At 39.2% G+C, this 13,699-nt stretch carries 12 protein-coding genes; 7 read left to right on the plus strand and 5 right to left on the minus strand.

All coding sequences use genetic code 11. The features are described from left to right. Positions 1-13: 13 nt before the first annotated feature. Both PVK62_RS00335 and PVK62_RS00340 read left to right on the plus strand, forming a co-directional pair. Positions 14-823 carry a transporter substrate-binding domain-containing protein gene (locus PVK62_RS00335; RefSeq protein WP_274442617.1) on the plus strand — a complete coding sequence of 270 codons (810 nt, stop codon included), beginning with the start codon at positions 14-16 and terminating at the stop codon, positions 821-823. Between the two features lie 5 nt (positions 824-828). After that, entirely contained in the window at positions 829-1,704 is an 876-nt protein-coding gene (locus PVK62_RS00340; protein WP_274442618.1) for an amino acid ABC transporter permease, read from the plus strand. 99 nt (positions 1,705-1,803) lie between these two features. Here PVK62_RS00340 and PVK62_RS00345 read toward each other — a convergent pair whose 3' ends face one another. After that, positions 1,804-2,484, minus strand: a complete 681-nt coding sequence (locus tag PVK62_RS00345; protein WP_274442619.1) for a hypothetical protein — start codon at positions 2,482-2,484, stop codon at positions 1,804-1,806. A 94-nt stretch (positions 2,485-2,578) separates the two neighbouring features. After that, positions 2,579-3,484, minus strand: a complete 906-nt coding sequence (locus PVK62_RS00350; RefSeq protein WP_274442620.1) for a LysR substrate-binding domain-containing protein — start codon at positions 3,482-3,484, stop codon at positions 2,579-2,581. Between the two features lie 193 nt (positions 3,485-3,677). On the opposite strand from PVK62_RS00350, the gene focA reads away from it, so the two are divergent. Beyond that, positions 3,678-5,144: a formate transporter FocA gene (gene focA / locus PVK62_RS00355; protein WP_274442621.1), complete on the plus strand. Its 1,467-nt coding sequence runs from the start codon at positions 3,678-3,680 to the stop codon at positions 5,142-5,144. A 90-nt stretch (positions 5,145-5,234) separates the two neighbouring features. Here focA and speG read toward each other — a convergent pair whose 3' ends face one another. Together speG and PVK62_RS00365 are read right to left on the minus strand one after the other, a co-directional pair. Then, positions 5,235-5,756 carry a spermidine N1-acetyltransferase gene (gene speG, locus PVK62_RS00360; protein ID WP_274442722.1) on the minus strand — a complete coding sequence of 174 codons (522 nt, stop codon included), beginning with the start codon at positions 5,754-5,756 and terminating at the stop codon, positions 5,235-5,237. A gap of 177 nt (positions 5,757-5,933) precedes the next feature. Then, entirely contained in the window at positions 5,934-7,865 is a 1,932-nt protein-coding gene (locus tag PVK62_RS00365; protein WP_274442622.1) for a DEAD/DEAH box helicase, read from the minus strand. A 328-nt stretch (positions 7,866-8,193) separates the two neighbouring features. Here PVK62_RS00365 and PVK62_RS00370 point away from each other — a divergent pair, with 328 nt between their 5' ends. Then, positions 8,194-10,221 carry an exoribonuclease II gene (locus PVK62_RS00370; protein WP_274442623.1) on the plus strand — a complete coding sequence of 676 codons (2,028 nt, stop codon included), beginning with the start codon at positions 8,194-8,196 and terminating at the stop codon, positions 10,219-10,221. Positions 10,222-10,271: 50 nt separating this feature from the next. Here PVK62_RS00370 and PVK62_RS00375 read toward each other — a convergent pair whose 3' ends face one another. Then, positions 10,272-10,631, minus strand: a complete 360-nt coding sequence (locus PVK62_RS00375) for a late competence development ComFB family protein (RefSeq protein WP_274442624.1) — start codon at positions 10,629-10,631, stop codon at positions 10,272-10,274. A 149-nt stretch (positions 10,632-10,780) separates the two neighbouring features. Here PVK62_RS00375 and PVK62_RS00380 point away from each other — a divergent pair, with 149 nt between their 5' ends. From PVK62_RS00380 to PVK62_RS00390, 3 genes are all read left to right on the plus strand, one after another. Further along, a complete protein-coding gene (locus PVK62_RS00380) occupies positions 10,781-12,013 on the plus strand; it encodes a GGDEF domain-containing protein (RefSeq protein ID WP_274442625.1) in 1,233 nt (410 codons plus the stop codon). A gap of 151 nt (positions 12,014-12,164) precedes the next feature. Continuing rightward, positions 12,165-12,545: a DUF3302 domain-containing protein gene (locus PVK62_RS00385; protein ID WP_274442626.1), complete on the plus strand. Its 381-nt coding sequence runs from the start codon at positions 12,165-12,167 to the stop codon at positions 12,543-12,545. Further along, a complete protein-coding gene (locus PVK62_RS00390) occupies positions 12,545-13,675 on the plus strand; it encodes an HlyD family secretion protein (RefSeq protein ID WP_274442627.1) in 1,131 nt (376 codons plus the stop codon). Before PVK62_RS00385 ends, PVK62_RS00390 begins: the two co-directional genes overlap by 1 nt. Positions 13,676-13,699 lie beyond the last annotated feature (24 nt).

A 13,699-nucleotide genomic window follows, 5' to 3' on the forward strand; every position in this document is an offset into this window, starting at 1 on the left:
GAGAACCCCTCGCATGAAGCAACTATTCACATCATTACTCAGCCTAAGCTTACTATTTAGTAGCTCGGTATTTTCAGCATCGTCATCAGACAGCACACCTAATCTTGATAAAATTCAAGACAGAGGAACGCTTAAAGTTGGTTTAAGTACTTTTGTTCCTTGGGCTATGCGAGACAAACAAGGTGAGCTGATTGGCTTTGAAGTCGATGTTGCAAAACGTTTAGCAAAAGACTCTGGCTTAAAAATTGAGTTCATCCCTACCGCTTGGGATGGCATTATCCCCTCTCTTATTTCAGGAAAATTCGATGTCATTATTGGTGGCTTAACCATTACTGACGATCGCTCAAAAAGCGTATTATTTACGGTTCCTTATTCGCATTCTGGCGTTCAAATTGCAGCCAACAAACAACTCACAGAGGGCTTTACTCGCGAGCAGTTTAATTCTCGTCGTGTAAAATTTGCTGCTCGTCGTGGTTCAATTACGGTTGCAGCGATTAAAGAACATTTTCCTAAAGCCAAAGTGCTTCAGTTTGATGATGATGCTCAAGCATTCCAAGAGGTATTAAATGGCAATGCTCATGCAGTAGCCGCGTCAACACCAAAACCTGAGTTTGATAGTATCAAGCATGCTGATATCTTATATCTGCCTTTTAAAGAGCGTTTATCGCAAGGTAATGAAGCCTTTGCGGTTCGCCTTGGTGAAGAAGATAAAAAAGCTTACTTTGATGCCTGGATCCAAGCTCGTACGGCTGATGGTTGGCTAAAAGAGCGTTATGATTACTGGTTTACTAGCCTAGATTGGCAAACACACACAGCGAACTAATTACCATGCAGCAAAGAGTTTCTTTAAAACTTAATCGATTAGATTGGATATTACTGACCATTGTCGCAAGCTTTATCGTTTGGTTATACACAAAGGAAAGCGGTAGCCTTGTGTATCATTGGCAGTGGTCGCGTGCGTTAGAACTACTATTTACCTCTAAAGCAGATGGGTCACTGCCCTATTTCTTTGACGGGATATTTTCAACGCTGCGATTAACGTTTTGGGGAATGCTCTTTGCTATTTTGTTCGGGACTCTTCTTGGCTTAGGTCGTCGTTCAAATGTTGCTATGTTTAGAGCATTGTCCAATAGCTATATTCAGCTGATTCGCAATATTCCACCATTAGTGTTTATTTTCATTTTCTATTTCTTTATTGCAAACCAATTAGTGCCACTGTTTGGTTTGGAGTCTATACTCAGAGAGCACAATGGCCGTATTAATGATCTTCAATCATTCTTATTTGGCTCTGCCAATTTATGGGAAAATTTAGTGGCGGGCGTTCTTTGTATCGGTATGATCTCAGCGGCCTATATTGGTGAAGTTGTGCGCTCTGGTTTAGATGCAATCCCACAAGGCCAACATGAAGCAGCCAAAAGTTTAGGGCTATCCACTTGGCACCGCTACCGCTATATTATTGCTCCGCAAGTATTTAAAGTGATTATTCCTTCTCTTGCTGGTCAATGTATCTCTTTAGTTAAAGACTCATCGATTATTTCATTGATTTCTATTCAAGAGTTAACGTTCGTTGGAACTGAAATTGCGAATTCAAGCGGTATGATTTTTGAGGTATGGATAGTGGTCGCGTTTTGCTACTTTATTCTTTGTTTTACATTATCGCGCCTATTTGCTTATTGGGAACGTGATAAAACAGCTACCGAGTAAAAATAAACAGACAAATAAAAAAGCAGTCTTACTATAAATAAGACTGCTTATCATTTAAATTCAGATAGTTAGATTACTGTCTAGTCTAAAATACATACACTAGTCGATTTTTTGAATCTCTTCTAATTTCTTAGTATTCAAAGTGAAGACTCGAAAGATAAAAATAGTATTCATCATAGAGAGCACAACTTCAGCAATAGAGAAAACGAACGACAACACAGAAGATTGTAGGCCTAATAAACCTAAACCGTACTCTAACGCCCACATTAACCCTGTCGTAAAACCAAAGATAATCACAAGGCCTTTAAATAGGATCCAATAATTATCTTTCGTATCATGCCAACCTAGTTTAATGGCATCCATTGTTTTCTCTCTATAAAGAACACAATAAATTTCAGTGAATGAAAAACGAGCCATCAAATATAAACCAGGCAAAATTAAAGCAATAAAACCTGTTAATACGGCAAGACCTAAAATGATATTCATTAATACAAACGAAAACCACGTTTTGGCAGGGATCTGATACAGCTGGCTAAATGGAACACGACGACCATCAAAAGAGTAAGCAATATAGTAGAGAATCGCCCCTTTATAGAAAGGATAGATCGTCAAAATAAACAGCATATAAAGTAAGAATTTACCTGAACCCTCTTCTTCATTAAAACTCAGTGCTATCCCATTTGTAATCAGTGCAAACGGTAAAACCAGAATACAGAAAGCGACTAAATGCTTTTTGAAGTAATTGAAGCTATCCATCAATAAAACTGATAAGGCTGGCATTTCTTTTTCCCTAAATATATGTATAAGTTATAGTTATCTACATATGAGGATAGCAAATAACAAACAAAGTAAGAAGTCGATTTTATCAGAGCCCCTAACGAATTATATGATGATCTTTAATCATTCGGATCCCTTCTCGACGAATACAGCTACTGATTGGGTTTTGATCCATACTCGCACGCCAAATAAATGAGAGTGTACGTTCCATGTTTAACTCAGGAACATTCAAGGCAACTAACTCGCCTCGTTGAATATACTTAACGACATCTAAATATGGTAAACAGCTTAAATATTGGCCATTAGAAACTAATGTTCGTAGTACAGGTACGTATTCATACTCACGCCACACATCTAAATCGGGAATTTTGTCATAGATGGCACTATCAAAAATAGTTCTTGTACCTGCCCCATGCTCACGTAATACCCATTTAGCTTGTTCTAACTGAGCTAAACTCACGGTGTCATGCTTAGCAAAGGGGTGGTGAGCAGCCGCAACAATAATTAAATGGTCTGTACAAAATACTTCTTGATGAATCCGACTATCATCACAACGGCCTTCAATAATACCCAGTTCGTATTTGTAATTTAATACGCCATTAATGATCCCTGAGGTATTTTTTACCCCTAAAGAAATACGTATTTCTGGAAAATCATTATCAATATTACTGATAAGGTTTGGAACCAAATGTTCAGCAGCCGTTTGACTCGCTCCTAGAGACAACTCACCACTGATTAAATGCTGATCATAAAAGCCTAATTCTATCTGCTGTGCGTCATGGATCAGTTTTTTCGCTTTAGGTCGAAGCCATACACCCCAATGGGTTAGCGCCATTCGCTTTCCATTTCGCTCAAATAGAGAACGCCCTAGCATTTTTTCTAATTGAGACAAAGACATACTGGTTGCTGATTGAGTTAACGACAACATTTCAGCCGCTTGGCTAACACTTCCTGTTGTTGCTACTGCATCAAAAACGGCCAACTGCTTTAATGAATAACGCATAACTATCTCTTTTATAAGAATTTATTTTATAAGTAATCATACCATCTCAAGCACATCAAGAAAACTGATATAGAACTTAAAAACAATCAATTTTACCTCCCTTTGATTTCAACATAATCTAAATGGGCTCAAGCAGAACAGGAATGAACACACAGCTAGAGCTTACTACTAACCAATAACTTAAGGAGGACAAATGAGCGCTAACCTTAGTCCAAATACTTCTGGACAATTTAATCCCAGTGAAATGATGGAGCAAGCGGCTTATTACGCCCTAGCTAAATCAAAGAAACCAACAAGCATGGTAATTGGCTTAGCTGTTATGGCTGGTGTTTTCATCGGGATCGCTTTCATTTTCTACATAACGGTGACTACTGGTAATACGCAAACAGGTTGGGGAATTAGTCGATTTGCTGGCGGTTTAGCATTTAGCTTAGGATTAATACTGGTTGTCATTGGTGGCGGAGAACTTTTTACCAGCTCTGTACTTTCAGCTATTGCTGTTGCAAATAAGCAAATTAGCTTTGGAAAGATGCTAGGAATATGGGGAAAGGTTTACATCGGTAATTTTATCGGCGCAACCTTACTGCTTGCTTTAGTCGTTTCTGCTGGAATGTATCAAAACGATGGTGGTCAATGGGGGTTAAACGCCCTAAACATTGCTCAACATAAATTACATCACCAACCATTAGAAGCTTTTGCTTTAGGTATTTTATGTAATTTATTGGTCTGTCTAGCCGTTTGGATGACGTTTTGCTCAACCAACATGTTAACTAAAGCTGTCATGGTTATCTTACCGGTTGCGATGTTTGTTAGCAGTGGTTTTGAGCACTGTGTTGCCAATATGTTTATGGTTCCATTAGGTATTGCGATTCAACAATTAGCTCCACCTGAATTTTGGTTGTCTGTTGATGCATCACCTGAACAATACGCTGATTTAAATATTATTAACTTTATTACTGCCAATTTAATTCCGGTAACTTTTGGAAATATTGTCGGCGGAGCAGGACTGGTTGGTCTAGGTTATTGGGCAATATTCAGTCGCCCACAACTTAATGCAGTACCTAATTCACAAATTACTCCTCTTTTTACCGATTCAGACACAAAGGAAATCACTAATATGAACGCGAACAAAACAGTAAATCAATTTATGGATATTAACGCTTACGTACTTCGCCCTGAAATGCCTGTTGAAATTGCATTAGACAACCTATTAGATCGCCATCTTTCTGGTGCAATTGTTATCAATAACCATAATGAAGTGGTTGGTTTCTTTTCTGAGCACGATGTATTAGTTGAATTATGGTGTGAAGATTACTTACCAGAACAAGGACGCACTGTTGCTGATTTAATGAAGACGGATATCACTAGTATTTCACCTAAAGATACCCTACTTCAACTAGCTGAATTTTACTCAATTGATAAACCAACATTATACCCAACAACAGATATGGGCTATGCAACTAGCTACAGCACATTATCTGTTAATGACCGAGCTCGTGATATGCGAATTGCTAAACCACGCATCTTACCGGTTATCGAAGACAATAAATTTGTTGGTATCGTAACTCGTGGAAATGTGGTTTGCCAATTACGTTCAATCTACGGTGAACGTATACAAGCGGTAAACACTGAAGAAGAAGCCGCAGCTATCGTTGCATAAGCATAGAATAAAAAATAACAACCCAATGAGTAATAAAGGGGGCTTCTTAAAGTAGAAGCCCCCTTTATGTATTTAAAATTTACATCACTATTATTTTCGGCTTTTTAAATAATGATCTTGAAGAATATACATACGTTTAATATCGCAATATTCCCCATTAACAAAAATCTCTTGAACTAAATGTCCTTCTTCAGCAAAACCACATTTTTCATAAAGATGAATCGCTTTATCATTATTTACAGCAACGTGTAGATAAACCTTATGCAAGTTCAATATTGTAAATGCGTAATTTAAAGCTCGATGAATTAAGCCTTGTGCATAGCCATTGCCTTGAAAATCAGGAGCAATAATAATTTGAAACTCAGCACTGCGATGAATGCTATTAATTTCAACCAATTCAACTAAACCAATAGACTGTTGATCATTATTTTCTGCAATAAAACGGCGCTCTGTACTGTCATGAATGTGCTTACGAAATAAATCCTCAAGCTCATAGTAAGACTCGTAAGGTTCTTCAAACCAATATGACATTATCGATCGGTTGTTATTCAACTGATGGATAAAACGTAAATCAGTCTGTTCAAGTGCGCGTAGTCGAATGTCATTGTTCATCATAGTTATCCATTAACTAATAAAATAATAGTCACCACAATCGATATTATCCATATTGTGATTTGCAGAAAATACCACTATTCAATAAAAACGGAAATAAATAAATGCACATCCAAATAACAGACATAAAAAAACCGAGCTACTTGAGCTCGGTTTTTATTATCAATAATCTATTGATTAGTCTTCGTTACGAGGTGTGCGTGGAGCACGGCTTGCACCTGGAGCACGCTCGCCACGGTGACTGCCACGGTGATCACCACCTTTGTTGCGGTCAAAACGACGTTCGCCACCACGGTTTCCGCCTTCACGGTTACCGCCTTCACGATTACCACGGTAACCACCACGGCCGTTACCGTTACCACCACGGTTTTCATCACGACCAGCACCACCGCCTGTACGAGGACGACGTTCAATTGTTAGGTCTACACCTTCAACAACAACTGCCTTCACTTCGTTTTGACGAATACGTAGTTGCTTAAGCTTACTTGCAACGTCTGGAGACATTTTCTTAGGTAACTGTACGTATGTGTGACCAGGAGCAAGTTTGATTGCACCGATAGCACCTTTAGTGAAACCAAGTTCGTTAGCTAAAGCACCTACGATGTCTTTAACTTGAACGCCTTGCTCACGACCTACTTCTAGTTGGTACGTATCGAAATCAGCGTTGTTGTATTGACGACGTTCACCACGTTCTGGACGGTCGCCACGATCACGACGCTCACCACGGTCACCACGATCACTACGCTCTGGACGACGTTTAGCACGTTCCATTGCTGCGATCATTGGGTCTGGACCTTTATAGAATAAAGGACGCTTACCTTGTTGACGCTTAAGAAGCATTGCTGCAATTGTTGCTGCATCAACTTCTAGAGTCTCTTGAAGCTTAGTGATTAAGTCAGCAAATGCTTCTAGTGCAACGAATTCTTTGTCTGCTGCTAATTCAGCTCCTAGAACCGCTAGACGAGCTTCTGCAACTTGATCGCGATGTGGAAGTTCAATCTCTTCCATTGTTGATTTAGTTACACGCTCAATCGTACGTAGCATACGGATTTGGTTTGTGCGAACTAATAGAATCGCTTTACCTTTACGTCCAGCACGACCAGTACGGCCGATACGGTGGATGTAAGACTCAACATCAAATGGGATATCGTAGTTGAATACGTGAGTAATACGTGGAACATCAAGACCACGTGCAACAACGTCAGTTGCAACTAGGATATCAATAACACCAGTTTTGATGTGATCAACAGTACGTTCACGTAGAGACTGAGGAATATCACCGTGAAGAGCAGCAGCTTTAAAGCCACGTGCGCTTAACCAATCAGCTAGACGCTCGGTATCTTGACGAGTACGAACGAATACGATTGACGCGTCAGTTTCTTCAGTTTCAAGAAGACGAGACATTGCTTCGTCTTTTTCTACGCCTTTAACGATCCAGAAATTTTGAGCTACTTTGTCAACGGTGTGGTTAGTACCAGCAACATCAACACGAGCAGGATTACGTAGGTAACGGTCAACAATTGTTTTAACCATTGGAGGCATAGTTGCTGAGAATAGGATACGTTGAGCTGTATCTGGTGCTTTTTCAAGAATCCAAGTTACATCATCAACAAAACCCATTTTTAGCATTTCATCAGCTTCATCAAGGATGAAAGTATGAACTTCGCTTAGGTTTAAACGGTCACGGTTAAGTAAATCTTTAACACGGCCAGGCGTACCAACGATGATATGAGCACCGCGGCTTAGAGCACGCATTTGATCAACGATAGAAGCACCACCGTAGATCTCTAAAACTTTAAGTCCCTTGATGTTACGACCAAGGTTCTTAACTTCAGCAGCAACCTGAATAGCAAGTTCACGCGTAGGAGCCATGATGATTGCTTGTGGGTTATGTTGCTTAAGGTTAATTTTGTTTAAAAGAGGCAAAGAGAAAGCAGCTGTTTTACCAGTACCTGTTTGAGCTTTACCAAGTGCATCACGACCAGCTAACAAAAGAGGAATAGACTCAGCTTGAATTGGCGTAGGTGCAATAAAGCCCATTTCGTCAAGTGCAGATAAGATAGTTTCGTCTAAAGCCAGTTGGCGGAATTCAGTAATAGTTTCTGACATTGGGATCCCAATAATTAACATATAAAAACGGTCCCATTTGCTCAGCAAGTTCCATACACACACACAAGCACTCGGGACAGGACGGTTTATCAACTTCTATTTAAAATATAGAAGATGATTAACTCAGGGTGCGGATAATGCCTCAATACGTCAAGAATTACCAGAAAAAATTGAGCAACTTCACAAATTTAACTCAACTTTCTTCGTTTAGGCAGTTTTTTGTACGTTAAACATCCTTTTCTTAAAATTTAATCCGTCTTTTCTAGTAATCAATTAAGGGCAATAGTAAAGTTAGCGCGTTATTTCTCTATTATATGTATGAAGGCTTATGTTTCAAGATAACCCACTACTCGCTCAACTAAAGCAGCAGATACAAGAAAAACTCCCTAAAAAAGAAGGGACAGTAAAAGCAACCGACCGCGGTTTTGGCTTTTTAGAGTCCGATGATAAAAAGAAAAGTATCTTTATTCCACCTGCACAAATGAAGAAAGTAATGCATGGTGACAAAGTAGTGGCATTGATCCGCTCTGAAAACGATAAAGAGCAAGCCGAACCAGAACAACTCGTTGAGCAATCAATTACACGATTTATCGGCCGCATTGAAATGTTCAAAAAACGTCTTCAAGTTATGCCCGATCACCCTAGCCTAAAAAATGCTATCAAAGCGAAAGCTCGTAAAGGTGTAAACCCAGAAACCTTAAAAGAAGGTGACTGGGTTGTAGCAGAGCTTACGCAACACCCTTTAAAAGGCGATCAAAGCTTCTTATGCGAAGTCACTCATAAAATCACCGATAGCAACGACAAAATCGCACCATGGTGGGTAACGCTTGCGCAAAACGATTTACCAAACTCTGAGCCTGAAGGTATCGACAACTGGGAAATCAAAGATGATGCTGATCTCGTTCGTATTGACATGACAGAAACGCCATTTGTAACTATTGATGGTGAATCGACTAAAGATATGGACGATGCGTTATACATTAAAAAGCAAGCTGACGGTTCTTTTGAACTCACGATTGCAATTGCCGATCCGACGGCCTACATCACCCCAGATGACAGCATGGATCAAGTCGCGCGTAAACGTGGTTATACTATCTACTTACCAGGCCGCAACATTCCAATGCTACCTCGTGATTTAAGTGACCAATTATGTTCACTTATCGAAAATAAAGAACGTCCAGCTATTTGTTGTACAGTAAACGTTGCTGCTAATGGCACGATTGATGAAGAATCTATTAATTTCTTTGCTGCGACAATGAAATCTCATGCACGTTTAGCTTACGACAATGTGTCTGATTTCTTAGAAACAGGCTCGTGTGATAAGTGGCAGCCAACAGAAACCATTGCTCAAGTGGTTACGGAGCTTCACGAATTTGCACAAGCTCGTACCTTATGGCGCCAAACTCATGCTGTGATCTTCCCAGATCGTCCTGATTATCGTTTTGAACTAGATGCAGACAATGATGTTGTTGCCATTCATGCTGATATGCGCCGCTGTGCAAACAAGCTAGTTGAAGAAGCAATGGTAACGGCAAATATCTGTGCTGGAAAAACGCTGCGTAATACCTTCAATATGGGTGTGTTTAACTCTCATGCAGGTATTAAGTCAGATAAATTAAAAGACGTGACTGACATTGTAAATCAATTAGATGACGCTGAATTCACAGAAGAGCATATAGCAACGCTAGAAGGTTTTAGTGAACTACGTCGCCTTCTTGGAACTCAACCTACATCATACCTTGATGCCCGCATTCGTAAATTCCAAACGTACAGTGAAACAGGCAACGTACCATTACCACACTACGCAATGGGTTTAGATATTTACGCAACATGGACCTCTCCTATTCGTAAATACAGCGATATGATTAACCACCGTATGTTGAAAGCGCACATCTTAGGCAAAGAACCAGTACAACGCCCTGATGATATCGTTGGTGAAGAGCTTGCACTAAGCCGTCGCTACCACCGTATGGCAGAAAGAAATGTAAGTGATTGGCTATATTGCCGTACTCTTGCTTCAAATGTTGAGCAAGCTACTGAGTTTACCGCAGAGATCTTTGATATTAACCGTGCAGGTATGCGTGTACGATTAATTGAAAATGGGGCTGCCGCCTTCATTCCAGGGTCACTCATTGTCGATAACAAAGAGCGTATTGAATGCAGTGCTGAGCAAGGTTCAATCTCTATTGATAAGCATGAAACCTTCAAGCTTGGTGACCATCTGACTGTTGTTCTTGCTGAAGTAAAAGAAGATACGCGTAATATGGTGGCTAAACCAGTACAAGCCTTCCCTGCTCCAGAAGCGCCTATTGCTGAACAAGTAGAACCTGAACACACTGAAAAAACGGATGCATAAGTAAGCATCCTAATAAAAAGCCTGTACCGTATTAGCGGCACAGGCTTTTTTTACTCTAAATTAATCTTCCCTGAAAAAGGGATCTCTTCATCCTCTAATTCAAATCGATCTTTGGCCGTATATACAACAATATCTTCAAAATCATCCTTACGCTCTCTGCGATCATTCGCGACCATTTTCTCCGCGTTTTCTACCGCAGCAGCAACCATTTCATTATATTGCATTAATTTTTTTTGAGGTGTTGCCGCTAACATGTCTAAGCTATGACGAATGTATAATGTTGGAAGCTGATTTAAACTAATACATGTCATATCAGTAATTTGATCTTGGCTGTATACCTGGTGAAAATCTAACTCAAAAAAACGTTTTTTTACCAACACTTCCATGTAATTGTGAATATTTGATTCCATATAAATAGGTGCCTTATTGTTATTAAATGCATTAAGTTACAGTGCAAGCATATGAATAGAGTTATGTTATTGATAGAATAACGTCTTGTCCTATCAATTCAGTGACAAACTCTTTCTTTTTTAGATTAATTAGGGTTAGCTATAAACCAATGTCATTTAACCTTTTGAGTCATCCATTATTTAAACTGCTATTGCCTATTATCATCGTTGTTTCCGTGATAACAGGTATGGATGGAATTATCCATTTATCCTCTGAAAACCAAGGATTCTCATACATATTACCCTACATCGTGCTGTCAATTGTATTGCTTTTGAGCCAACCTTTCAACCAGGGCCGTGTTGGTATGATCGCAATTACCATGGCAATTGCTTATTGGATTATCCAAGAACGCCTTCAAGTTCCATTGTCTTATGGGACAACTCGCATTGAATTTACGCTAACAGCCTTCTTGCTACCTATTTCAATGATGACGACATTTATCTTTCCTGAACGCCGTATATTTTCTAAATATGGCGCAGGCTACCTAGGCATTCTTCTATTTATGTTTTTTTGGTGCTGGATCATCGTCTCACACTTTGCCGATAACGACATGACTGAAATTTGGGAAACCTACTTACTTAATATTCCTGAAGTGTCTCCGTTACCAATTGTTATTGTTCTTTATAGTTTAGTTATGTGTGGGCTTTCTGCCATTTTTGTTCTTACACGCAATAACAATACCGATTTAGCATCTTATACCTGCTTACTATACTCATCATTAACATTTGCTTTATTCAGCATTGATTTTATTTCAAGCACTATGTTTTCAATCGCCGGTCTGCTTCTTTTGTTATACATCATTTCTGCCAGTCATGAACTTGCATTTATCGATCAATTAACGGGGATCCCGGGGCGTCGAGCACTAGAATCCGAAATGAAACATCTCGGTCGCCGTTACACAATTGCAATGCTTGATGTCGACCATTTCAAAAAGTTTAACGATACTTACGGTCATGATACGGGTGATGATGTGCTTAAATTGGTCGCAAGTATCATGGCACAAACCGGCGGTAACGCGAAAGTATACCGTTATGGTGGTGAGGAATTTACCGTCTTATTTAAAGGTAAAACAGCTGAGCAGAGTCTTGAATATCTAGAAGAATTACGAGAAGACATTGCGGATTATGATTTAATTATCAGAGATAACACCACGCGACCTAAAGACGCAAAAGAAGGACAAGCAAAACGAGGTAAGGTAAACAAAACCAAAGTCGTTAATGTTACCATCAGCATTGGGGTTGCAGATAATTCTGAATTCAATAAGCCTCAAGACGTTATTAAGGCTTCAGATGTTGCCTTATATCGAGCTAAGGATGGTGGCCGTAACTGCGTCAGCCTCTAAATTAATAAGATTAAAAAACCGACATCTCATTTATGTCGGTTTTTTTATATCAAAATAACAACCCACTTGCATATCAATGACAGCAATGCGACACTCAAGTTATTAATAGGTATGTGTTTTGTTAATTTTATAGGTAAACAAGGATCCGTTTATGTTTTTAGATTATTTTGCTCTTGGGTTACTCGTTTTTGTTGCTCTAGTTATTTTTTACGGCATTATTGTTATTCATGATATTCCTTATGAGATAGCACATAAACGAGACCATCCTCATTCAGATGCAATACACATTGCAGGCTGGGTCAGTTTATTTACGCTTCATGTCTTATGGCCGTTCTTATGGATTTGGGCAACGTTATGGCGTGAGGATCGTGGTTGGGGCTTCCATAAAATTGAAAACAACCAATTAGAACTGCAAACTCGCGTTAATCATCTTAATGATCAAGTTGAGCTATTAACTGAAAAACTGTCGCAACTAGAAGTGAATCAATCTAAAGCATCACCTCGTCAAGCATCTCAAGAGGAGCAAATATAATGGATTTATTGCTTATTCTTACTTACACCGCATTGTGTATTGCTATCTTCAAAATATTTAAGATCCCATTAAACAAATGGACAGTACCTACCGCTGGCTTAGGTGGCGTTGTGCTTGTTGGTACACTGGTTTTATTAATGAACTACAACCACCCTTTCACTCAATTTGGTGGTCAGTTTTATGTAACTACACCAATTGTTCCAAGTGTTAAGGGTAAGGTCATTGAAGTTAATGTGATCCCTAACCAACCGGTTGCTGCTGGTGATGTATTATTTAAAATTGATGACATCCCATTTCAAGCAGAAGTCATTCGTAAACAAGCTGCGCTAAGTGAGGCAGAACAAGCCGCTTTACAATTGGAGTCTATCTATAAATCAGCGCAAGCGAATACCATTAAAGCTATCGCAGAGAAAGATAAAGCGTATCGTGAATTTAAACGTTACGAAAAAGGCTATAAAAAAGGTGCTTTTACTGCTCAACAATTAGATACAAGAAAGCAAACTTATAAAGCGACTGAAGCAACTGTAGAATCCGTCCAAGCTCAAGAACAACAAGCGAAACTGGCTTTAGAATCTGAGATAAATGGAGAGAATACAACCGTTGCTCGTATGCGTGCAGAATTAGAACAGGCACAGTTTAATCTAGATGAAACCATTGTTAGAGCACCAACAGATGGCTATGTCACACAAATGGCACTTCGTCCGGGGATGATGGCAGTTCCTATTCCTTTACGTCCTGTAATGACTTTTGTTCATACAGAAGATCAATACTTTGTCGGTGCGTTTCGTCAAAACTCTCTGCAACGTTTACAAAAAGGCTTTAAAGCTGAGTTTTTATTCCGAGCAATCCCAGGTCGAGTATTTGAAGGTGAAGTGGTCGACGTAATTCCTGCTATTGGTGAAGGCCAAATTCAAGCTTCTGGTGCTTTATTAGGGACTAATGCTATTCGAACTAACGGTAGAGCTTTAGTTAAATTAAAGTTGACTGATGATGTTTCTGAATTTCATTTACCTGCAGGTTCTAATGCTGAAATTTCTGTTTATTCTGATAGTTTTGAACACGTATCTATCATGCGAAAAGTATTAATCCGCATGAAGTCTTGGCAAAACTATCTATACCTTGACCATTAATCAATCACATAAAATAAAGAATGT

This window comes from Aliivibrio sp. S3MY1 (assembly GCF_028765575.1).
GTDB lineage: Bacteria > Pseudomonadota > Gammaproteobacteria > Enterobacterales > Vibrionaceae > Aliivibrio.

Coding starts and splice junctions, on each gene's coding strand:
- PVK62_RS00390 (WP_274442627.1), top strand. CDS start 12,545: ATGGATTTATTGCTTATTCTTACTTACACCGCATTGTGTATTGCTATC.
- PVK62_RS00335 (WP_274442617.1), top strand. CDS start 14: ATGAAGCAACTATTCACATCATTACTCAGCCTAAGCTTACTATTTAGT.
- speG (WP_274442722.1), bottom strand. CDS start 5,756: ATGAACAATGACATTCGACTACGCGCACTTGAACAGACTGATTTACGT.
- PVK62_RS00365 (WP_274442622.1), bottom strand. CDS start 7,865: ATGTCAGAAACTATTACTGAATTCCGCCAACTGGCTTTAGACGAAACT.
- PVK62_RS00375 (WP_274442624.1), bottom strand. CDS start 10,631: ATGGAATCAAATATTCACAATTACATGGAAGTGTTGGTAAAAAAACGT.
- PVK62_RS00345 (WP_274442619.1), bottom strand. CDS start 2,484: ATGCCAGCCTTATCAGTTTTATTGATGGATAGCTTCAATTACTTCAAA.
- PVK62_RS00350 (WP_274442620.1), bottom strand. CDS start 3,484: ATGCGTTATTCATTAAAGCAGTTGGCCGTTTTTGATGCAGTAGCAACA.
- PVK62_RS00370 (WP_274442623.1), top strand. CDS start 8,194: ATGTTTCAAGATAACCCACTACTCGCTCAACTAAAGCAGCAGATACAA.
- PVK62_RS00380 (WP_274442625.1), top strand. CDS start 10,781: ATGTCATTTAACCTTTTGAGTCATCCATTATTTAAACTGCTATTGCCT.
- focA (WP_274442621.1), top strand. CDS start 3,678: ATGAGCGCTAACCTTAGTCCAAATACTTCTGGACAATTTAATCCCAGT.
- PVK62_RS00340 (WP_274442618.1), top strand. CDS start 829: ATGCAGCAAAGAGTTTCTTTAAAACTTAATCGATTAGATTGGATATTA.
- PVK62_RS00385 (WP_274442626.1), top strand. CDS start 12,165: ATGTTTTTAGATTATTTTGCTCTTGGGTTACTCGTTTTTGTTGCTCTA.